We start from the raw sequence: 19,967 nt of genomic DNA on the forward strand, positions 1-19,967 counted from the left end.
GATGGATCCGACCCTTGCTGAAACACTGACCGGCTGGCGCAGGCATCTCCACGCCAATCCGGGCCTTACCCTGCACGAGGGCCCCACCGCCGCCTTCGTCGTCGAGAAGTTGAAGGAGCTGGGCGTCACGGATGTTGCCACCAATGTCGGTGGTCACGGCGTTGTGGCAACCCTTCATCGGCCGGGCAGCAACCGCAGCGTCGGGCTGCGCGCCGACATGGACGCCCTGCCGATCGAGGAAGCGGCGCAGGATCTGCCCTGGCGCAGCACCAATTCCGGCGTGATGCACGCCTGCGGGCATGATGGCCACACCACCGCGCTGCTGGGCGCCGCGGCGCTGCTGATGCAGGACCAGAACTGGAGCGGCACGGTGCGCCTGGTGTTCCAGCCGGCGGAGGAAGGCGGCGGGGGCGCGGCCGCGATGGTCAAGGACGGCCTGTTCCAGCGCTTCCCCATGGACCGAATCTTCGGCTGGCACAACTGGCCGGGCCTTCCTGCGGGCACCATCGCCGTCCATGACAGCGCGGTGATGGCGGCCGGCAACCGCTTCGAGATCGCCATCGAGGGCCATGCCGGCCATGCCGCGCTGCCGCACCTGACGCGCGACCCGATCGTTGCCGCCGGGCACACCATCGTCGCCTGCCAGTCCATCGTGGCGCGCAGCCTCGACCCGCTTGACACCGGGGTGGTGAGCCTGACCATGGTGCATGGGGGCGAGGCGCAGAACCAGATCGCCGCCCGCGTGCTGATCAGCGGCAGCATGCGCTTCGTGCGCGACGAGGTGGGCGAGCAGATCCGCGCCGGGCTGCGCCGGGTGGCGAAGGGCGTCTCCGCCACCTTTGGCGTGAAGGCCAAGATGCGCATCCTGGGCGGCGTGCCGGTGACGCGGAACCACCCGGAGGAGCGCGAACTCGCCGCCGAGGCCGCTGCCGCCGTCACCGAGATGCGCCGAGACGTGCCGCCGGCCATGACGGGAGAGGACTTCTCGCACTTCCTGCACGAGGTGCCGGGCGCCTTTGTCTGGATCGGCAACGGCCCCTCGAATGGCGGGCGCGAACTGCACAACCCGCATTACGACTTCAACGATGCGGTGTTGCCGGTGGCCAGCGGCTTCCTGGCGGAGACGGCGCGGCGCGCACTGGCGCAGACGCGGGGCTGAGGCGCCGGCGGCACGGTCCGTTCGGGCATTGGGGGCCGGCATGGAACTTCCAACGCAGCCCGACCGTGGCGGTTGCAGGGCGGCCGTTCCGCGCAGGGCGGGGTTGCGCCGGCCGGCGCTCCGTGCCGATCTTTTCAGGATGAACCGGAAGGACGCGGCATGATCCCGCTTGTGCAGACGCCACGCATCAGCATCCCCAAGCTCGGCCTCGGCACCTGGAAGCTCGCTGGCGCGGAAGGCCAGGCGGCGGTGGAGAGCGCCCTGGCGCTGGGCTACCGCCACCTCGACACCGCCGACCGCTACGGCAACGAGGAGGCGGTCGGCGCCGCCATGGCCGCTTCCGGCGTGGCGCGCGACGAGATCTTCCTGACCAGCAAGGTCTGGTACGACAACCTGGCGCCGGAGGCGATCCGCCGCTCGCTGCAAGGCTCGCTGCGCAAGCTCTGCACACCCTATCTCGACCTGTTCCTGGTCCACTGGCCGGCACCGGACATGGACCTCTCCGCCGTCGTCCGCACCATGCAGGCCGTGCGCGACGAGGGGCTGGTGCGCCGCTGGGGCGTGTCCAACTTCCCCCTTGGATTGATGCGGCGGCTGGAGGAGGCCGGCGCCGAGCCGGCCTGCCTGCAGGTCGAATACCACGCGCTGCTTTCCCAGCAGCGGCTGCTGGACTGGTGCCGCCCGAGGGGCATCGCGCTGACCGCCTACTCACCGCTTGGCCAGGGCGCGCTGGCGGAGCAGGCGGTGCTGCAGGAGATCGGCCGCAAGCACGGCGCGACGCCGCTGCAGGTGGCGCTGGCCTGGCTGCTGCAACAGGAGGGTGTGGTGGTGATCCCCAAGGCGGCGCGCAAGCAGAGCCAGCAGGCCAACCTGGATGCCGTGGCGCTGGCGGCGAAGCTGGACACCCAGGACGTGGCCGCCATTGACGCCATGCCCAAGGACTGGCGCCGGGTGAACCCGGATTTCGGCCCCGACTGGAACGCCTGAGCGCGGGCAGGGCGGGCGCTCAGGCCTCCGGCGGCTCCTCCAGCAGGGCGAGCCAGAGCGGCTCCTTCACCTTGTCGAGGAAGGCGCGGTGGGCCTCCAGCTCCGCCGCGCTCGGCACGATCGGGCGCGGCACGCGGGTGACCGGCACGGCGTCGAGCTGGATGGCGGCGGGCGCGGAGACCGCCGGCCGGCTGGCCAGCTCCAGCCCCGGCTGCTTGCCGCCCATCAGCTCAAGATAAACCTGCGCCAGCAGCTGCACGTCGAGCAGCGCGTTGTGCGAGGTGCGCATCGAGTTGTCGATGCCGTAGCGCCGGCAGAGCGCGTCCAGGCTGTTGGGCAGGCCGGGGAAGCGCTTCTTGGCGAGCACCAGCGTGTCCACCATCCGCGCGCGGTCGATAATGGGGTGGCCGGCCTTCTTCAGCTCGAAGTCAAGGAAGGCGAAGTCGAAAGGCGCGTTGTGCGCGATCACCGGATCGGCGCCCAGGAACTCCAGCATGGCGGGCGCGACCTCGGCGAATTTCGGCTTGCCGCGCAGCATCTCCCAGGTGAAGCCGTGCACCTTCACCGCTTCCTCCGGCACCTCGCGCTCGGGGTCGATCAGCACGTGGAAGTGCCGGCCGGTGGGCACGAGGTTGACCAGCTCCACCGCCGCGACCTCCAGCACGCGGTCGCCGGTCAGCGGGTCGAAGCCGGTGGTTTCGGTGTCGAGCACCAGGGCGCGGCTCATCGGAAGTTCTCCAGCAGGCGCCGGATCGCCCGGCGCGCATGGGCGCGGGACAAGCCGGTGCGGATGACGAAATCGGCGCGGCGGCGCTTCTCGGCATCGGGCGTCTGGCGGGCCAGGATGGCGGCCAGCCGCTCCGGCGTCATGCCGCGTCGCGCCAGCACCCGGGCACGCTGCACAGGGGCGGGCGCCGAGACCACCACGACGGCGTCGCAGCGCGCCTCGGCGCCGGTCTCGAAGAGCAGCGGGATGTCCAGCACCACCAGCCGCCGCCCCGCGCGCCGTGCGCCGCCGAGGAAGCGGCGCTCCTCCGCCCGCACCAGCGGGTGGACGATGCCTTCCAGCCGGTTCAGCGCCGCCGGATTGCCGAGCACGGCGCGGCGCAGCGCCTCGCGGTCCACCATGCCGTCCCGCACGGCGCCGGGAAAGGCAGCACCGATCGGCGCCACGGCACGGCCGCCGCGCCCCTGCAGCCGGTGCACCGTGGCGTCGGCGTCGAAGACCGGCACGCCGAGGCGGCGGAAGGTGTTCGCCGCAGTGGACTTGCCCATGCCGATGCCGCCCGTCAGGCCCAGGATCTTCATGCGGTGCGCGGGATGTCGCTGGCCAGGAAGTCGCGCAGGGTGGCATCCACCTGCGGCATAATGCCGAACCAGGCGGCGAAGCCGGGCCGTGCCTGGTGCAGCAGCATGCCCAGGCCGTCCACGGCGCGCAGGCCACGCGCCCGGGCGGCGGCGAGCAGCGGCGTCTCCAGCGGCACATAGACGGCGTCCGCCACCACGGCATGGCCAGGCAGGGGAGCGAGGCCGATCGCCAGCGGCGGCTGCCCGGACATGCCGAGGCTGGTGGCGTTCACCAGCAGCGCCGCATCGGCCAGCGGCGGCGCGCTGGCGACCTCCACCGGCCCGCCGAGCGCCTGCGCCAGCGCCTCGGCGCGCGCCGTGTCGCGGTTGACGATGGTCAGGCGCGGGCAGCCGGCGTCCAGCAGGGCGGCGGCGATGGCGCGCGCCGCGCCACCGGCGCCCAGCATCACCGCTGGCCCATCGCTCGCCTGCCACTCCGGCGCCTGCTCGCGAACGCTTTCCAGGAAGCCGAACCCGTCCGTGTTGGCGCCGAGGATGCGGCCGTCGCGGAAGACCAGCGTGTTCACCGCCCCGGCGCGGCGGGCGCTCACCTCCACCGTGTCGCAGAGGGCGAAGGCCGCCTCCTTGTGCGGGATGGTGACGTTCGCTCCCTGGAATCCGAGCGTCGCCAGGGCACGGACGGCGGCGGCGAAGTCCTCCGGTCGCACCGGCAGGGGGAGATAGGTGCCGTCGATGCCGTGCCGCTCCAGCCAGGTGCCGTGCAGCCGCGGGGAGCGGGAATGGGCGACGGGCCAGCCGAGCACGCCCGCCAGTTTCGCCTTGCCGGAGAGGATCGCCATGCCGGCATGAATCCGCTGCGCGGGCCCTGGGGTCAATGGGCAAGGCCGGGGGAATGGCTCCCTCCCGCCTTCTCCCGCGCCATCCCCTCTGGCGTTCCGTGCCGGCCGATGCCACCACTCTCCGCCAGAGAGAGACAGACGGAGCGTTCCATGGCGCGAGCATTGAAGGTGGCGGTCCAAATGGACCCCATCGAAAGCATCAACATCGACGCCGACAGCACCTTCGTGCTGATGCTGGAGGCGCAGGCGCGCGGGCACCAGCTCTGGTTCTACCCGGTGAAGAACCTGACCCTGGCCTCGGGCCGGATCCTGGCGCGGATGCAGCCGGTCGAGGTGCGGCGCGAGAAGGGCAACCACTACACGCTGGGCGAGGCGGCCGAGTACGACCTTTCCACCATGGACGTGGTGCTGATGCGGCAGGACCCGCCCTTCGACATGGCCTACATCACGGCCACCCATATCCTGGAGCACATCCACCCCAAGACCCTGGTGGTGAACGACCCGGTGCATGTCCGCAATGCGCCGGAGAAGCTCTTCGTGATGCATTTCCCGGACCTAATGCCGGAGACGATGATCACCCACGACCCCCTGGAGGTGCGGAAGTTCCGCGAGAAGCATGGCGACATCATCGTCAAGCCGCTTTTCGCCAATGGCGGTGCCGGGGTGTTCCACCTTCGTCCCGAGGACGGCAACCTCAACGCCCTGCTGGAACTCTATGCCGAGCGTTCCCGCGAGCCGCTGATGATCCAGAAGTATGTTCCAGCCGTGCGGCAGGGCGACAAGCGCATCATCCTGGTGGACGGCGAGCCGATGGGCGCCATCAACCGGGTGCCCGCGACCGGCGAAAGCCGCTCCAACATGCATGTCGGCGGGCGGCCGGAAAAGGTGGCGCTGACCGAGCGCGACAAGGAGATCTGCGCCCGCATCGGGCCGGAGCTGAAGGCGCGGGGGCTGATCTTCGTCGGCATCGACGTGATCGGCGACTATCTCACCGAGATCAACGTCACCTCGCCCACGGGGCTGCAGGAGATCGCCCGCTTTGACGGGGTGAAGCTGGAAAAGGCGATCTGGGACGCCATCGAGGCCCGGCGCTGAGCCGTGCCTGGCCGGGGCAGGCGCGGCGCGCCCGTCCCGCCCGGGTTCCTTCAGGCGGTGCCGAGCAGCCGGATCAGGCCAAGGCTCACCGCGCCCAGCGCCAGCAGCGACAGCACCACCGTGGCGGACACGCGGGCACCCGCACGCGCCACGATCCGCACATCCACGCCCAGGCCGAGCGCGGCCATGGCCAGCACGGTCAGGATACCGGTCACCGAGGCCAGGGGCGCCAGCAGCGCCTCGGGCACCGCGCCCAGCGCGCGCAGCACGGCCAGCGCGACAAAGCCGATGATGAACCAGGGCACCAGCCTGGCGAAGCCGGGGCGCTTTCCGCGGCCTTCCTGCCGGCCATCCGCCAGGGAAAGGGCCAGCACCACCGGCCCCAGCATCAGCACCCGGACGAGCTTGACCAGCGTGCCCATCTGCACCGCGAGCACGCCGGCCGGCGCGGTGGCGGCCAGCACCTGCGGCACGGCATAGACCGTCAGTCCGGCCAGCACGCCGTACTGCAACTCGCTCAGGCCGAAGAGCGGCATCAGCAGCGGCAGGCTCAGCACCATGACCACGCCCAGCACGGCGGTGAAGGCGATGGAGGCGGCGACGTCCTTCGCCTGCGCCCCGATCACGGGTGCCACGGCGGCGATGGCCGAGTTGCCGCAGATGGAATTGCCGCAAGCTACCAGGACAGCCATGTGCCGCGGCAGGCCGAAGGCGCGCCCGATGCCGTAGCTGAAGACAATGGAGAGCGTCACCACCACCGCGATCCCAAGGATCAGCGCGGGTCCTGCCGCCAGCATTGCCGTCAGGCTGAGGGAGGCGCCCAGAAGCATCACCGCCACTTCCAGCAGCGTCTTGGCGCTGAAGGCGATGCCGGGTGCCAGGGCCTTGGGCGGCACCCAGAGGCTGCGCAGCAGCGTGCCGACCAGGATGGCCAGCACCAGCGGCTCAAGCCAGGCATGGCCGAACAGCGCTGCCTCGACCCGGGCGAGCACGACAGCCACCGCGGAGACGCCCGCGCAGAGCACGATGCCAGGCGCGAGTTCTCGCAGCCGGTGCATCAGCCCGGACGAGGATTGGGAACCAAGGGCGGAGGACATTGCGGCGACTCGCGTGTTGCATCGGTGTTGCGGAGAATGCCGCGACCGTTTCGTTCGATCCAACGCGTTGTTCTTGTGATTTCGTTCGATATAATCGATGAGCCGTGACCCTTGAGCAACTCCGTATCTTCGTCGCCGTCGCCGAGCGCGAGCACATCACCCGTGCGGCGGAGGCGCTTCATCTGACGCAGTCCGCCGTCAGCGCCGCCGTCCGCGCGCTGGAGGCGCGGCACGGCATCACGCTGTTCCATCGGGTTGGCCGCCGGATCGAGCTGACGGAGGACGGCCGCATCTTCCGCGCCGAGGCGACCGCCGTGCTGGCGCGCGCCGATGCGGCGGAGCTGGTGCTTTCCGAAATGGGGGGAACGCTGCGCGGCACCCTTCGCGTGCAGGCGAGCCAGACCGTCGCCTCGTACTGGCTGCCGCCGCTGCTGGTCCGCTTCCGCACCACCTGCCCGGGCGTGGCGGTGGAGGTCGGGGCGGGCAACACCCGCAGCGTCGCGCAGGCGGTGCTGGACGGTGTGGCGGAACTGGGTCTCGTCGAAGGCGAGGTGGATGATCCGGCTTTGGCGCAGACCGTGCTGGCGCGTGACCAGCTCGTCGTGGTTGTCGGCCCCCGCCACCCCTGGGCTGGCCAGGGGCCGATCGCCACCTCCCGCCTGCTGGAAACGACCTGGATCATGCGCGAGGCGGGCTCCGGCACGCGGGCGGCCTTTGAGCAGTGGCTGCCGGGGTGGGGACTGGCGCCCGAGGCGCTGACCATCGCCCTTGAGCTGCCGAGCAACGAAGCGGTGCTGGCCGCGGTGGAAGCGGATGGCGGCGCAACCGTCGTCTCGGAGCGCGCCGCCGGGCCGCATCTTGGGGCGGGGCTCCTGGTGCAGGCGCAGGTCGCGCTGCCGCCGCGCAGCTTCAAGGCGCTGCGGCACAAGGAGCGCTACGCCAGCCGCGCCTCGCGGGCGCTGCTGGAACTGGCGCTGCAGGGATGAGGATGGATCAGTACAGACGGTGACCGTTGCCGTAGGGCACCACCAGCTCGTCCTTGTCCACCATGTTCAGCAGCGCGCGGGCGCGCTCGTCGAGCTGGTCGCGGTCAATGCGGTCGCCGCGGAGGCCCGCCACCTTGCGCTCCATGAGGTCACGCTCTGCTTCAACGTGAACCAGCGTGACCTTCGCGCCGACGATTTCAGCGGCCTTGGCCTCGCGCGCGAGCGAACCCACGCGAGGACCATGCACGGCGTACCAGGCGAAGTGCCAGATCAGCCCCGCGAAAACCAGCGGTAGCCAAAGAACCTGGACCATTCGCTTCATGGCACGCATCGGGTCGTCCTGCATTCTAGGAAACGCAAGCACTTAACGGCAGGAGCGGGGCGCGCTGCAAGGGTTGCTTCAAGAGTCCGGGCGCTTTGTCACCGCGCGTGGCCTGCCGGACACGCGGGAGCGGGCGCCGCCTGCCCCCGCGCCGGTCCGCTTAGCGCTTCAGGATGGTCCGCCCGGCATAGCGGGCCGCCGGGCCGAGGCCCTGCTCGATGCGGATGAGCTGGTTGTACTTGGCCAGCCGGTCCGAGCGGGAAAGCGAGCCGGTCTTGATCTGCCCGCAATTGGTGGCAACGGCGAGGTCGGCGATGGTGGCGTCCTCGGTTTCGCCCGAGCGGTGCGACATCACCGCCGTGTAGCCGGCGCGGTGGGCGGTCTCCACCGCCTCCAGCGTCTCCGTCAGGGTGCCGATCTGGTTGACCTTCACCAGGATGGAGTTGGCGGTCTTCTTCTCGATGCCCTGGCGCAGGCGCTCGGGGTTGGTGACGAAGAGGTCGTCGCCGACCAGCTGCACCTTGTCGCCCAGGCGGTCCGTCAGCAGCTTCCAGCCGGCCCAGTCATCCTCGGCGCAGCCGTCCTCGATGGAGATGATGGGGTACTTGCCGCAGAGGTTGGCCAGGTAGTCCACCATGCCGGCGGCGTCGAGCTTCTTGCCCTCGCCCTCCATGTCGTAGGTGCCGTCCTTGAAGAACTCGGTGGAGGCGCAGTCGAGGGCGAACATGATGTCCTCGCCGACGCGGTGGCCGGCCGCCTCGCAGGCCTTGGCGATGAAGCCCAGCGCCTCCTCGGCGGACTTCAGGTTCGGCGCGAAGCCGCCCTCGTCGCCCACATTGGTGTTGTGGCCGGCGTCATGCAGCGCCTTCTTCAGGCTGGCGAAGACCTCGGCGCCGATGCGGGCGGCATCCGCCGCGCTGCCGGCGGCCACCGGCATGATCATGAATTCCTGGATGTCGATCGGGTTGTCCGCATGCTGGCCGCCGTTGATGATGTTCATCATCGGAACCGGCAGGGTGCGGGCGAAGACGCCGCCGACATAGCGATAGAGCGGCACGCCATAGTGCTCGGCCGCCGCCTTGGCGGTGGCGAGGGAGACGGCGAGGATGGCATTGGCGCCCAGCCGGCCCTTGTTGGGCGTGCCGTCGAGCGCCAGCATGGTCTCGTCGATCTTGACCTGCTCGGTGGCGTCCATGCCGGAGAGCGCGTCGAAGATCTCGCCCTCGACATTGGCGACGGCCTTCTGCACGCCCTTGCCGTGGAAGCGGGCCTTGTCGCCGTCGCGCAGCTCGACGGCTTCGTGCGCGCCGGTGGAGGCGCCGGACGGAACGGCGGCGCGGCCGACCGCCCCGCTGTCGAGAACCACATCCACCTCGACCGTCGGGTTGCCGCGCGAGTCGAGGATCTCTCGGGCGATGATGTCGGCAATGGCGGTCATTCCGGGCCCCCTTGGGTATATCGGATGAATCTTTGGACTGAGCGCGGATAAGACGACCGCCGTCCCAGGGCAAGGTCTGACCTGGGCCGAAGCGGGCGAAGTTTTCGTGTCCGCATGGAATGGCGAGGTGCGTGGCGGCGGTGGCGGCAGCCGGGCAGGCGGCGGCGCCGGAGCTTAACTGCGTCGCTTCAGAGCGCCCCGCCGAGGCCCTGGTCGGGTTCGCCGCGGCGAGCCTGTGCGCTGTCATGCGGTGAATGCCGGACCCCGCCGCCGCATGGACCTCTCCCCATCAAAGGCGGGGAGCCAGCACGCGCCGTGGACGGAGCAGCGATGAGGAGGGGACTGCGCTCGGCAGCTGCCGCGCGTTGCTGCGGGGCGGGAGGGGAAAGCTGCCGTGCCGGCCCTGCAGGCACCCTGCAACTTTCCCTTCGCATCGTCAGGAGGCGGATTAGCGGAAAGCCAAGCGCCTCAGGTCACGCCAACACAGGCCGGCGTCAGACAGGGCGACCCTGATGCTCCTCGCTGTTCGCCGCATCCGCCATTTTGCCCTGCAGGAGGGACGCCGCCTCGCCACTCTCGGCCTCGCCGCCGAACCAGTGGTTGACCGCCCAGATGGCCGCCTGCGTGCGGTTCGCGGTCTGCGTCTTTCGCAGCAAGGCTTTGACATGGACCTTCACCGTGGCCTCGGTGATGTCCAGGTCGCGGGCGATCATCTTGTTGGAGAGGCCATCCACCAGGCACTGAAGGATCTGGCACTCGCGCTTGGACAGGCTGATGGTGCGCGACCGCTCGGCGAAGCGGGGCATTGCCTCGGCGGCGGGCCGCGAAGGCGTCAGGTCGGAAGCGATGGCGCCATCGGGCTGCAGCCAGGCCGGATTGAAGACCAGCTGCGCCAGGTTCCCTGGAAGCAGGTGCTGGCCGTTCAGCACCAGCTCAAGGGCGCGCCGCAGCACCTCGGCGGAAATGTCGCGGGAAAGGAAAGCCTCCACGCCCGACCGCACGGCATGGAGCAGCGAGGCGGGTTTGCTGCAATCGGTGAGCACAACCGCCTTCAGCCCGCCGAAACGCAGCCGCGCCTTCTGGATTTCGGGCAGCGCGGCTTCTATCCCGCCGTCCGAGTCCAGAGTTTGGATCAGGAGCTGGATGCTGGTTCCCGCGGGCACGTTCTGGAGGGCTTCACCGAGCGTCGCCCCCTCAGCGACGACGGCGAGCGCCTGCGACGAAATCAGGCGCCGCAACGCTTCGCGGGAAAGACGCCGTGGATCAACGACAACAATGTTGACCGGACTGAGGTCCTCGGCGTCGGCGGAGAACTCGATGCTCATGGAGATTAGCCTCCGAGAAGATCAAATACCTGGTTGAACTTTCCGCTGGCGAATTGCCAAACCGAGAAGTTGAAACCTCTTTGCTTTGTTCTGTACCCTTCTGGATCTTCGGATTAATTAGAGCGTTTCCGTCACCATTATTTACACATATGCATGATTATGGGGGAAACCCTCAACCAACCTCAAATTGCATCATCGCGAGCAGGAGACGGTGAAAGGAAGTTAATGCTATTTGAAGTTGTGAAAGAGGTCTGAAACAACGATCTTTGCGTGCAAGGGAAGCTTTGGCCATTCCCAGGAATGGCGTTCCAGGTGAAAAGCTTAAGATATTTCGTTATGACGCGAGTTGCCGATCGCATGAACGTTATTGAGAGGTAACGTCGGCAACCCTCGGTTCCACGGCGAGCGAGCCGCGCCACGGGAGGCCGGTGCCTGATCTTGGCTGATTCCGCCGTGGAGGCGGCGGCGCCCAGCCCCGGAACTAGGTCCTGGTACGCTCGCAGCAACAGGGGAAAGGCATCAGGGCCTTCCAGCGGGCTGATCCACCGCGAACGGCCCGCTTCCGGCGGAAAAAAGGGCGCCTGCCGCGCGAACAGCGGCAGGCGGGCCGCGTCAGACCAGCCGAGCCTGCTTCACCGCCGCCCCAATGAAGCCGGCAAACACGGGATGCGGTTGGAAGGGCTTCGACTTCAACTCGGGATGGTATTGCACGCCCAGAAACCAGGGATGGTCCGGGTACTCGACGATCTCCGGCAGAAGCCCGTCAGGCGAAAGGCCGGAAAAGCGCAGCCCGGCGTCCTCCAGCCGCTCCCGGTAGCCGATGTTCACCTCGTAGCGGTGGCGGTGCCGCTCCTCGATCTCCCCATGGCCATAGACCTGCCGGACCAGGGAGCCCTCGGCAAGCACGGCGGTGTAGGCGCCAAGCCGCATGGTGCCGCCCAGGTCGCCCGCGGCGGTGCGGCGCTCACGCTCGTTGCCGCGCAGCCATTCCGTCAGCAGGCCGACCACCGGCTCCTCGGTCGGTCCGAACTCGGTGGAGGAGGCCTTTTCCAGCCCCACCAGGTTCCGGGCCGCCTCGATCACCGCCATCTGCATGCCGAAGCAGATGCCGAGGAAGGGGATCTTCCGCTCGCGGGCGAAGCGCACCGCCTCGATCTTGCCCTCCGCCCCACGCTCGCCAAAGCCGCCGGGCACCAGGATGCCGTGCACCCCCTCCAGCCGCTGCAGCGCGTTCGGCGTCTCGAAGATCTGGCTGTCCACCCAGTCCATCTTCACCTTCACGCCGTGGTGGATGCCGCCATGGGTCAGCGCCTCGGCCAGCGACTTGTAGGCGTCGAGCAGCGAGATGTACTTGCCGACCACGGCGATGCGGACCTCGCCCTCCGGGTTCTCCAGCCGCTGGACGATGCGCTTCCAGCCCGCCAGCTCCGGCTCGCCGTAGATGGAGAGGCCGAAATGGCGCAGCACCTCGCGGTCCAGCCCCTCGGAATGGTACTGCAGCGGCACGGCGTAGATCGAGCTGGCGTCCAGCGCCGGGATCACGCTCTCCGGCCGCACGTTGCAGAACAGCGCGATCTTGCGGCGCTCGTTCTCCGGGATCGGCCGGTCGCAGCGGCAGAGCAGGATCTGCGGCTGGATGCCGAGGCCGAGCAGCTCCTTCACCGAGTGCTGCGTCGGCTTGGTCTTCAGCTCGCCGGCGGAGGGGATGTAGGGCACCAGCGTGAGGTGCATGAACAGGCTGCGCTGCGGCCCCAGCTCGTTGTGAAGCTGCCGCAGTGCCTCCAGGAAGGGCAGGCTCTCGATGTCGCCCACCGTGCCGCCGACCTCGATCAGCACGAAGTCCAGCCCCTCGGTATCGGCCGTGGCGGCGTCCTTGATGGCGTCGGTGATGTGCGGGATGACCTGGACGGTGCCGCCCAGATAGTCGCCGCGCCGCTCCTTGGCGATCACCTCGGCATAGATGCGGCCCGAGGTGTAGGAATCACCTTTGGTCGCGTGCACGCCGGTGAAGCGCTCGTAATGGCCGAGGTCGAGGTCGGCCTCCGCCCCATCGTCGGTCACGAAGACCTCGCCATGCTGATACGGGCTCATCGTGCCCGGATCGACGTTGAGGTAGGGGTCAAGCTTGCGAATGCGGACCTTGTAGCCCCGCGCCTGCAGCAAAGCGCCGAGGCTGGCCGCCGCGATGCCCTTGCCGAGAGAGGAAACCACGCCGCCGGTGATGAAAACAAACCGCGTCATGGGCGTCCTTTCTAGCGTGTGGCGCGTCGGGCGGAAAGCGAAAGCGCGGCGACGCTGCTGCGTGTTGGAAGCGGGGCCGGAATGGCCCGCGCCGAAGGGCACGGCCCGGCCCTCCGGCCACCTTATGCCCTCATCAAACAGGTCGGGCGCCTGGGGGTGCCCCAGCGCCCGATTCGGCGGCTCAGTTGTTCGGTACGCTGGCCGGCGGCGGGGTGGCCGGCTGCGCCGGCGCCGCGGGGACAGCGGGAGCCGGCTGGCCGGGCGCCGCCGGCTGCGGCTGCAGCGGCTGCTCACCGGTGACGGCGGGCGGCGGCGGCGCATCCAGGATGGAGCTGCGCTGCGACTGGCCACGGCCCAGCAGCGCCATCGCCAGGGCCAGCGCCATGAACAGCGTGGCCAGCACGGCGGTGGTACGGGTCAGCAGGTTGGCCGTGCCGCGCCCGCTCATGAAGGCTCCCATGCCCTGCGAGGAGCCGATGCCGAGCCCACCCCCCTCGCTGCGCTGCAGCAGCACGACGCCGATCAGCGCGAGGGTGACGAACAGGTGCAGGACAAGCAGGATGGTCATCATGGCGCTGCGCTCTTAGCCGCCTTCCGGAAAGGACGCCAGCGGCAAGCGCATGCCGACAGAGCGGAAATCCGCTCCGCGCGCTAGCAGGGCTCGTCGTGCGCGGCCGGGGAGGGCGGCGGCAGGTCGAGCGTGACCAGCAGCCCGCGGTCGTCCCCGGGTGCGTGCCATCGCAGCGTGCCGGAAAGCTTCTGACTCAGGCCGTGGATCAGGACCATTCCCAGCCCCGTGGCCTCCGCCGGCACGAAATCGGGCGGCAGGCCGCCGCCCGCGTCCTGCACGCTCAGCCGCAGCCCGCCGTCCGGCTGGCGGCGGCATTGCAGGTCCACCGCGCCGGCGCCGTACTTCGCCGTATTGGTCAGCAGCTCGGTGACGATCAGCCCGATCGCCACCGCGTCGTCGGCCGAATACTCCGCCACCTCCACCGCCACATGCAGCGGCCGCCCGGCATCGGCAAGGCCAGAGGCGTAGTGCAGATCCTCGCAGAGCCCCTGCAGATAGTCCGCGAGGTCCACATGGCCGATGCGGCTGCTGCGGTAGAGCCGGTCGTGCACCCGGGCGATGGTGGAGACGCGCTGGGCCGCCTCCTCCAGCAGCGCGCGGGAGGATGGGTCCGGCGTGATGCGCGCCTGCATCGCCAGCAGGGAGCGCGTGACGGTCAGGCTGTTCTTTACGCGGTGGTCGATCTCCCGCATCAGAAGGTCCTTCTGGCGCAGCAACTCGTCACGCGCCCGCAGCGCCTCTTCCGCCTCCCGCGCCCGCGCCTCCGCCAGCGCCGCCAGCCGGTTCCGCTCCTGCCGGGCGCGCTCGCGGTCGATCGCAACGCCGAGCGTGTTGGCAAGGGCCTGGAGGAAGTTGGTGTCGTCCGGGGTGAAGGGCTCGCCGTCGCGGCTGTCAGCCTCCAGAACACCATAAGGCGTGCTTTCGCCACGGATGACGACATTGGCGGCGCGGCGAACGCCATGCTCGACCAGCAGCCTCGGGATCTGGAACCGGGATTCCTCCGACAGGACGTTGGAGGTCACCGGCCGGCCGGTGCGAAAGGCATAGCCGGCCGCGCTCTCCATCTCGCTCCCGATCCGCGCATGACCCACCACGCCGGGCCGCCAGCCCACGCCGGCCCGCACCAGGAAGCTGTTCTCCTCCGGCAGGTACTCCAGCACCTTGGTGAAGTCGCTGCCGAGGCCGCGCGCCGCCAACTGGGCAGCCATGTCGAAAAGAACCTGCAGGTCTTGCGATCGCAGGGCGGCGATGCCGAACTCGGCGATCAACGCCTGCTGGTGCAGGCGAATGACGACGTCCTGGTGGGCTTCCATGATCTGATCCGTCCAGGGCCGCGCAACGAGGCCCATGACGTTCCCTTACAACGGCGCCGCCAAGCCCGCGATCACGCAGCCCGCCATGGCGCGGCTTCACCGGGCAATCTCACGACAGCGTGTTCCAGTGCGGCGTGATCCAATGGAACTTCACACGCCGGCATCCTTCGCCGGCAGCCCGGCCGCTTCACGCAGCAGGCGGAACGCCATGCCGACGCTGGCCGCGCGCACCGTGCTCCGGTCGCCCGGCAGCACCTGCCGGTGCGCCAGCGTGGCACCGCCGCGCCGCGCCGCGGCGAAATGCACGAGGCCGACCGGCTTCCCCGGCGTGGCGCCGCCCGGCCCGGCGATGCCGGTGATGGAGACGGCGAGATCAGCTCCGGAATCGCGCACCGCTCCCTCGGCCATCGCGCGGGCGACCGGCTCGCTGACGGCGCCGAACTCGGCCAGCAGCGCCTCGGCCACACCCAGCATCCGCTGCTTGGCGGCATTGGAGTAGGTGACGTAGCCCGCCAGCAGCGTGGCCGAGGAGCCGGGAACGGCGGTGAGCGCGGCGCTCACCAGGCCGCCGGTGCAGCTTTCGGCGGTGGCCAGGGTGAGGTTCCGCGCCTGCAAGGCCTGCAGCAAAGCCGCGGCTTCAGCCAGGGTTTCGGCATCGAGCAGCGTGTTCACGACAGGACCTCCCAGAAGCGCAGCGCCAGGATCAGCGCCGCGGCGAGCGCGCCCGCGATCAGGTCGTCCAGCATCACCCCGGTCGTGCCCTTCTGCCGGTCGGCCCAGCCCACCGGGCCAGGCTTGGTGATGTCGAACAGGCGGAACAGCACAAAGGCCAGGATGACGCCCGTGGCCCCTGCGCCCAGGGGGAGCGCGGCGAGGGCGATGCTCTGCCCCGCGCCCTCGTCGATCACCACCCAGCCCGGGTCGGTCCGCGCATCGGGCAGGCGCTCCAGCGCCCACCACCCCAGCAGGGCCAGCAGCGCGGCGAGGGCGAGGCAGGCATCCGGCCCGAGCAGAACGGTGGGAAGCACGATGGCGCTGCCCCAGGTGCCGGGCGCGGGGCGGATAAAGCCAACGCCGCCCAGGCTGGCCACGAGGCGCGGCAGCGTCGCCGCCGGAAGCGGCGGCGCCGCGAGCGGAGTGGACATCAGCGTGCCGTTCCGACCGGCAGCCAGGGCTTCAGCGGATGGTCGAGCCCGCCGGCGCCGCGCAGCGCCCGGTAGATCACCGCGTTCTCCACCACCCGCTGCACGTAGTTGCGCGTTTCGCTGAAGGGGATCTGCTCGATCCAGTCGATCAGGTCCACGCCGCCGGCACTGGCCGGCATGCGGGGGTCGCCATAGGTGACGATCCACTCGTCCACCCGCCGCGGCCCCGCGTTGTAGGCTGCGGCGGCCATGGCGAGGTTCCCGAAGCGCGCGAGCTGGTCGCCCAGATATTGCGCGCCAAGGCGCAGGTTGTGCTCGGGCTGACCGGTCAGCCAGGCGGCCTGGTGCGGGATGTCGAGCTGCCGCGCCACCAGCGTGGCGGTGGAAGGCAGGAGCTGCATCAGCCCGCGCGCGTTGGCGGACGAGACCGCGCCGGGATCGAAATTGCTCTCCTGGCGACTGATGGCATAGACGAAGGCGGGCTCGACGGGGGCGTTCTCCGGCACGGGATAGGGTGTCGGGTAGCCCTCCGCGATCATGGTCACGCCGTCGATCCCCGCGCGGCGCGCCACCCAGACGGCATTGTCCGGCCGGCCGATGCTGTTGGCCAGCCGCGCCGTCAGCACCTGCTCGGCGGGATCGGCGGCGGTGTCCTCCAGGCGCAGCAGAAAGGTGCGCGTGCGGTCGGTGTCGCCAAGGTCGGCGAGCGTCAGAACCGCCTGGGCCATCTCCTTGCCGAGAAAGGCGTTGGCGGCTTCGGCGGTTGGCTGCGGCGCGGGCACGGCGGCGATGCGGGCGGCGAGCTGCGGCGACGTCTCACCGAGCGCCAGGGCACCGAGCTGGCCATAGAAGGCGGTCGGCAGCGCCGCGGCGGCGGCGAACTGCGCCCTTGCCTCCTCGGCGCGGCCCCGCGCGGCGGCGGCGCGGCCGCGCCAGTAATGCGCCCGGGCGCGGGTGATGACGCTGCTGCTGTCCTCGCCCAGGCGGGCGAAGTGCTCGGCCGCGCGCGCGGGATCGTTCAGCTTCCGCAGCGCGATGAAGCCGGCCAGGAACTCGCCATCATGCAGCGCGGCACCGTCGGTCTGCCCGTGCACCGCGGCGACGCGATAGGCGGTGGCGGCGTCGCCCAGCCGCAGAAGCTTGCGGGAAAGGATCTGCCGCTCGGTCCAGACGGCACGGGCCGCCTCGTCGGAAAGGTTCCGCTGCACCGGCTCGGCCCGCTGCCAGATTGCCGCGGCTTCGCGGTCACGGTCCTGCCGGCGCAGGAAGCGCGCCAGCTCCATCGCTAGACCCAGATCGGATGCGGTACGCGGTGCGGCGCCTGCCTCGGCGCTCGCCTGGCCCGCGGCCAGCGCCAGCCGCAGCTCGCCGCTGAGCCGCGCATCCGGTGGCAGCAGGGGCAGCATGCGGGCCGCGGCGGCGGTCTGGCCAGTCCAGGCAAGGCGCTCGAAACGGGCGCGATGGTGCTGCGGGGTCAGCACGCCGCCCAGGGCGGCAAGAAAGGCGGCTTCGGCCTGCGCATCAGGCGTCGCGTTGCGCCAGCCGGCCTCCACCACGCGCTGCGCGGCCGCCGTATCGCCCTGGCGCTGCAAGGCCTCGGCGAGTTGCCGGACGGCCGGCAGGCCGCGCGGCGGCGTGCCGGCGAAGAGCCGCAGCACCAGCGCATCCTCGGCCAGCACGGGCAACGCTTCCTCGCCGCGCTGCGCCAGGGTTGCCTGCAGCGGCCAGCCGGGGTTGGCGGCAAGGAAATCCGCGACCTCCGCCGCCGTGGCCTGGCCCCGCACCTGCAGCCGCATCCAGGTGACGATCTTGTCCGCCAGCGGGTCAGCGCCCTGGTCTGCCAGGGCCTGCGCCTCGCTCCACCGCCCGGTATTCGCGGCGATGATGGCGGCGCGGCCGGCGGCCCGGGCCTGCTCCGGGGCCCAGGGCTGCGCCAGGGCAGGTGCGGCGGCCAGAGCCAGGGAGGGGAGCAGGGCCAGGGCCAGGGCGCGGCCCCGGGAGAGGTCCAGGGAGGAGCCCCGGGAGAAGCGAAGCAGGGAGGAGCGCGAGGCGGAAAGCATGGGTGCCAAAGTTAACCGATCCGCGAGCACTTGTCCTGGCGTTTGGAAGGGCCGAGCGGCCTCCGGCGCTTGTGCGGGGACGGGCGGGCGCCTAGCTTCCCGCCAGCATGCCGCCGCCATTCCGGGAAAGAAAGCCTCGTCCGATGTTCAAGGGATCCCTCGTCGCGCTGATCACGCCGATGGCCGAGAACGGCGCCCTCGACGCGAAAGCGTTCCAGGACTTCGTGGAGTGGCAGGTTTCCGAGGGCACCGCCGGGCTGATCCCGGTCGGCACCACCGGCGAGAGCCCGACCCTCTCCCACGAGGAACACCACCGGGTGGTGGAGATGTGCGTCGAGGCGGCGGCAGGGCGGGTGCCGGTGATCGCCGGCGCCGGTTCCAACAGCACCGAGGAAGCCATCGCGCTGACCCGCCACGCCAGGGAGGCGGGCGCCGACGCCGCGCTGGTGGTCACGCCCTACTACAACAAGCCGACGCAGGAGGGGCTCTACCTGCACTTCACCGCCATCGCCGACGCGGTGGACCTGCCGATCATCATCTACAACATCCCGCCCCGCAGCGTGATCGACATGTCCGTGGAGACCATGGCGCGGCTGGCGAAGCACCCCAACATCGTCGGCGTGAAGGATGCGACGGCCAACCTGACCCGGCCGCTGCATACCCGGCTCGCCTGCGGGCCGGACTTCTGCCAGCTTTCCGGCGAGGATCACACGGCGCTCGCCTTCCGCGCGGCCGGCGGCGTCGGCTGCATCAGCGTGACCGCCAATGTCGCGCCGCGCCTCTGCGCGCGGATGCACGCCGCCTGGGAAGCCGGCCAGATCCAGGAGGCCATGGAGATCCAGGACCGGCTGACGCCGCTGCATGACGCCATGTTCTGTGAAACCTCGCCCGGGCCGGTGAAGTATGCCGCCAGCCTGCTCGGCTACTCCTCGGCGCGTTGCCGGCTGCCGCTGGCGCCGGTCGGCGACGCCAACCGGGCGCGCGTCAAGGCCGCCATGGTGGCCGCCGGGCTGCTGAACTGAGAACGCGGCCAAGGAGGCGCCGCCCCCTTGGATCCCCCGCCGGGGGGACTCCATTCCCCCGGCCCCCGCCTTCAGGGGGAATTGCTTCAGGAACGATATGGCCGAACCCCGCAAGAAAGCCCTGATCAGCCACGGAACCGCCGCGCAGAACCGCAAGGCGCGCTTCGACTACAAGATCAACGAGACCGTGGAGGCCGGCATCGTGCTGGTCGGGCCGGAAGTGAAGTCGCTGCGCGCCGGCCGCGCCGCGCTCGCCGACGCCTGGGCCGGGGAACGGGACGGCGAGCTCTGGCTGTTCAACACCTACATCCCGGAATGGCAGGCGGGCAGCTTCGTCGCCAGGTTCGAGCCGCGCCGGCCGCGCAAGCTGCTGCTGCACAGGAAGCAGATGCGCGAGCTGATCGGCGCCGTGACCCGCGAAGGCGTCACCATCGTGCCGCTGGAGATCCTGTTCAACGACCGCGGCATCGCCAAGGTCGTCCTCGGCCTCGCCGAGGGCAAGACCAAGGCCGACAAGCGCCACGCCATCGCGGAGCGCGACTGGCAACGCGACAAGGCGCGGCTGATGCGGGAGCGCGGCTGAGCCGCGGTTCTCCCGCCGGCCAGGGGCGCCTACTCCTTGAAGGACGCCTCGTGGCGGAGCAGCGTGCCGGAGCGGTCCTCCAGCGTGAGTTCGAGACGGTCGGAGCTGGGCGCCAGCTGGAAGGGATTGGCGCGGTCATAGCGCTGGAAGTGCAGGGTGAGGGTCAGGCCCTGCTCCGGCCAGTTGCGCCGCTGGATTGAGTCGCGCTCCACGTCGTTCAGCTCGCCCGTCATGGTCAGGCCCTGCTCCATGGCGGTCTCGATGGCGATCAGGTGGCTCTTTCTCTGGCACGCCGCCTCGATGGCCTGCTTGAGCACCGCGAAAGCCTTGAGTGCCTCGGATTTGGGGGTGGAAGTCTCGGACATGGCCTGCGTCTCCCGAAAGGCGTGGGTTTAGTTTGCGCGGACCGGAGGGAGTTTCAAGCGCCACCCGGACCACTGGAAGGGCACGCGAAGGCCGGCTGCGTGCCGCCCTGC

General features: G+C 70.1%; 20 protein-coding genes. 6 read left to right on the plus strand and 14 right to left on the minus strand.

Annotated elements, in window-relative coordinates; all coding sequences use genetic code 11:
- Position 1 precedes the first annotated feature (1 nt).
- Both E0493_RS07745 and E0493_RS07750 read left to right on the plus strand, forming a co-directional pair.
- Positions 2-1,159, plus strand: a complete 1,158-nt coding sequence (locus tag E0493_RS07745; RefSeq protein WP_160936358.1) for an amidohydrolase — start codon at positions 2-4, stop codon at positions 1,157-1,159.
- Positions 1,160-1,318: 159 nt separating this feature from the next.
- Entirely contained in the window at positions 1,319-2,146 is an 828-nt protein-coding gene (locus tag E0493_RS07750; RefSeq protein WP_160936359.1) for an aldo/keto reductase, read from the plus strand.
- Between the two features lie 19 nt (positions 2,147-2,165).
- Here the strand turns inward: E0493_RS07750 and dnaQ are convergent, their stop codons facing one another.
- From dnaQ to E0493_RS07765, 3 genes are read right to left on the minus strand one after another with little or no spacing between them, the layout of a single operon-like run.
- On the minus strand, positions 2,166-2,873 hold the full coding sequence (gene dnaQ / locus E0493_RS07755) for a DNA polymerase III subunit epsilon (protein ID WP_160936360.1): 708 nt from the start codon (positions 2,871-2,873) through the stop codon (positions 2,166-2,168).
- Entirely contained in the window at positions 2,870-3,454 is a 585-nt protein-coding gene (gene coaE / locus E0493_RS07760) for a dephospho-CoA kinase (RefSeq protein ID WP_160936361.1), read from the minus strand. Before coaE ends, dnaQ begins: the two co-directional genes overlap by 4 nt.
- The gene (locus E0493_RS07765) at positions 3,451-4,293 is read right to left on the minus strand and encodes a shikimate dehydrogenase (protein ID WP_160936362.1); all 843 of its coding nucleotides are present in this window, start codon (positions 4,291-4,293) and stop codon (positions 3,451-3,453) included. Before E0493_RS07765 ends, coaE begins: the two co-directional genes overlap by 4 nt.
- Before the next feature lie 150 nt (positions 4,294-4,443).
- Here E0493_RS07765 and gshB point away from each other — a divergent pair, with 150 nt between their 5' ends.
- Positions 4,444-5,388, plus strand: a complete 945-nt coding sequence (gshB, locus tag E0493_RS07770; RefSeq protein WP_160936363.1) for a glutathione synthase — start codon at positions 4,444-4,446, stop codon at positions 5,386-5,388.
- A gap of 50 nt (positions 5,389-5,438) precedes the next feature.
- Here gshB and E0493_RS07775 read toward each other — a convergent pair whose 3' ends face one another.
- Positions 5,439-6,446, minus strand: coding sequence for a YeiH family protein (locus E0493_RS07775; protein WP_160936364.1), 1,008 nt, complete (start codon positions 6,444-6,446; stop codon positions 5,439-5,441).
- A 143-nt stretch (positions 6,447-6,589) separates the two neighbouring features.
- Between E0493_RS07775 and E0493_RS07780 the strand changes: the two genes are divergently transcribed.
- Positions 6,590-7,471: a LysR family transcriptional regulator gene (locus E0493_RS07780; protein ID WP_160936365.1), complete on the plus strand. Its 882-nt coding sequence runs from the start codon at positions 6,590-6,592 to the stop codon at positions 7,469-7,471.
- Positions 7,472-7,478: 7 nt separating this feature from the next.
- On the opposite strand, the gene E0493_RS07785 is transcribed toward E0493_RS07780, so the two are convergent.
- From E0493_RS07785 to E0493_RS07825, 9 genes are all read right to left on the minus strand, one after another.
- Positions 7,479-7,802: an FtsB family cell division protein gene (locus E0493_RS07785; protein WP_160936366.1), complete on the minus strand. Its 324-nt coding sequence runs from the start codon at positions 7,800-7,802 to the stop codon at positions 7,479-7,481.
- A 151-nt stretch (positions 7,803-7,953) separates the two neighbouring features.
- Entirely contained in the window at positions 7,954-9,231 is a 1,278-nt protein-coding gene (gene eno, locus E0493_RS07790) for a phosphopyruvate hydratase (protein ID WP_160936367.1), read from the minus strand.
- Between the two features lie 494 nt (positions 9,232-9,725).
- The gene (locus tag E0493_RS23065) at positions 9,726-10,556 is read right to left on the minus strand and encodes a LuxR C-terminal-related transcriptional regulator (RefSeq protein WP_202396982.1); all 831 of its coding nucleotides are present in this window, start codon (positions 10,554-10,556) and stop codon (positions 9,726-9,728) included.
- 612 nt (positions 10,557-11,168) lie between these two features.
- Positions 11,169-12,797, minus strand: coding sequence for a CTP synthase (locus E0493_RS07800; protein WP_160936368.1), 1,629 nt, complete (start codon positions 12,795-12,797; stop codon positions 11,169-11,171).
- A 181-nt stretch (positions 12,798-12,978) separates the two neighbouring features.
- Entirely contained in the window at positions 12,979-13,368 is a 390-nt protein-coding gene (gene secG, locus E0493_RS07805; RefSeq protein WP_160936369.1) for a preprotein translocase subunit SecG, read from the minus strand.
- A gap of 80 nt (positions 13,369-13,448) precedes the next feature.
- The gene (locus E0493_RS07810) at positions 13,449-14,681 is read right to left on the minus strand and encodes a sensor histidine kinase (RefSeq protein WP_160936370.1); all 1,233 of its coding nucleotides are present in this window, start codon (positions 14,679-14,681) and stop codon (positions 13,449-13,451) included.
- A 150-nt stretch (positions 14,682-14,831) separates the two neighbouring features.
- Positions 14,832-15,344, minus strand: a complete 513-nt coding sequence (locus E0493_RS07815) for a CinA family protein (protein WP_160936527.1) — start codon at positions 15,342-15,344, stop codon at positions 14,832-14,834.
- Positions 15,345-15,349: 5 nt separating this feature from the next.
- Complete coding sequence (locus E0493_RS07820) at positions 15,350-15,826, minus strand: phosphatidylglycerophosphatase A family protein (protein ID WP_160936371.1); 477 nt, start codon at positions 15,824-15,826, stop codon at positions 15,350-15,352.
- Complete coding sequence (locus E0493_RS07825) at positions 15,826-17,886, minus strand: lytic transglycosylase domain-containing protein (RefSeq protein ID WP_160936528.1); 2,061 nt, start codon at positions 17,884-17,886, stop codon at positions 15,826-15,828. The genes E0493_RS07820 and E0493_RS07825 overlap by 1 nt, the downstream gene beginning before the upstream one ends.
- A 143-nt stretch (positions 17,887-18,029) precedes the next feature.
- Between E0493_RS07825 and dapA the strand changes: the two genes are divergently transcribed.
- Entirely contained in the window at positions 18,030-18,908 is an 879-nt protein-coding gene (dapA, locus tag E0493_RS07830) for a 4-hydroxy-tetrahydrodipicolinate synthase (protein ID WP_160936372.1), read from the plus strand.
- 97 nt (positions 18,909-19,005) lie between these two features.
- A complete protein-coding gene (gene smpB / locus E0493_RS07835) occupies positions 19,006-19,491 on the plus strand; it encodes an SsrA-binding protein SmpB (protein ID WP_160936373.1) in 486 nt (161 codons plus the stop codon).
- 29 nt (positions 19,492-19,520) lie between these two features.
- On the opposite strand, the gene E0493_RS07840 is transcribed toward smpB, so the two are convergent.
- Complete coding sequence (locus E0493_RS07840) at positions 19,521-19,856, minus strand: hypothetical protein (protein ID WP_160936374.1); 336 nt, start codon at positions 19,854-19,856, stop codon at positions 19,521-19,523.
- Positions 19,857-19,967 lie beyond the last annotated feature (111 nt).

Origin of the sequence: Teichococcus coralli (assembly GCF_009829925.1) — a bacterium.
GTDB classification, from domain to species: Bacteria; Pseudomonadota; Alphaproteobacteria; order Acetobacterales; family Acetobacteraceae; genus Pseudoroseomonas; species Pseudoroseomonas coralli.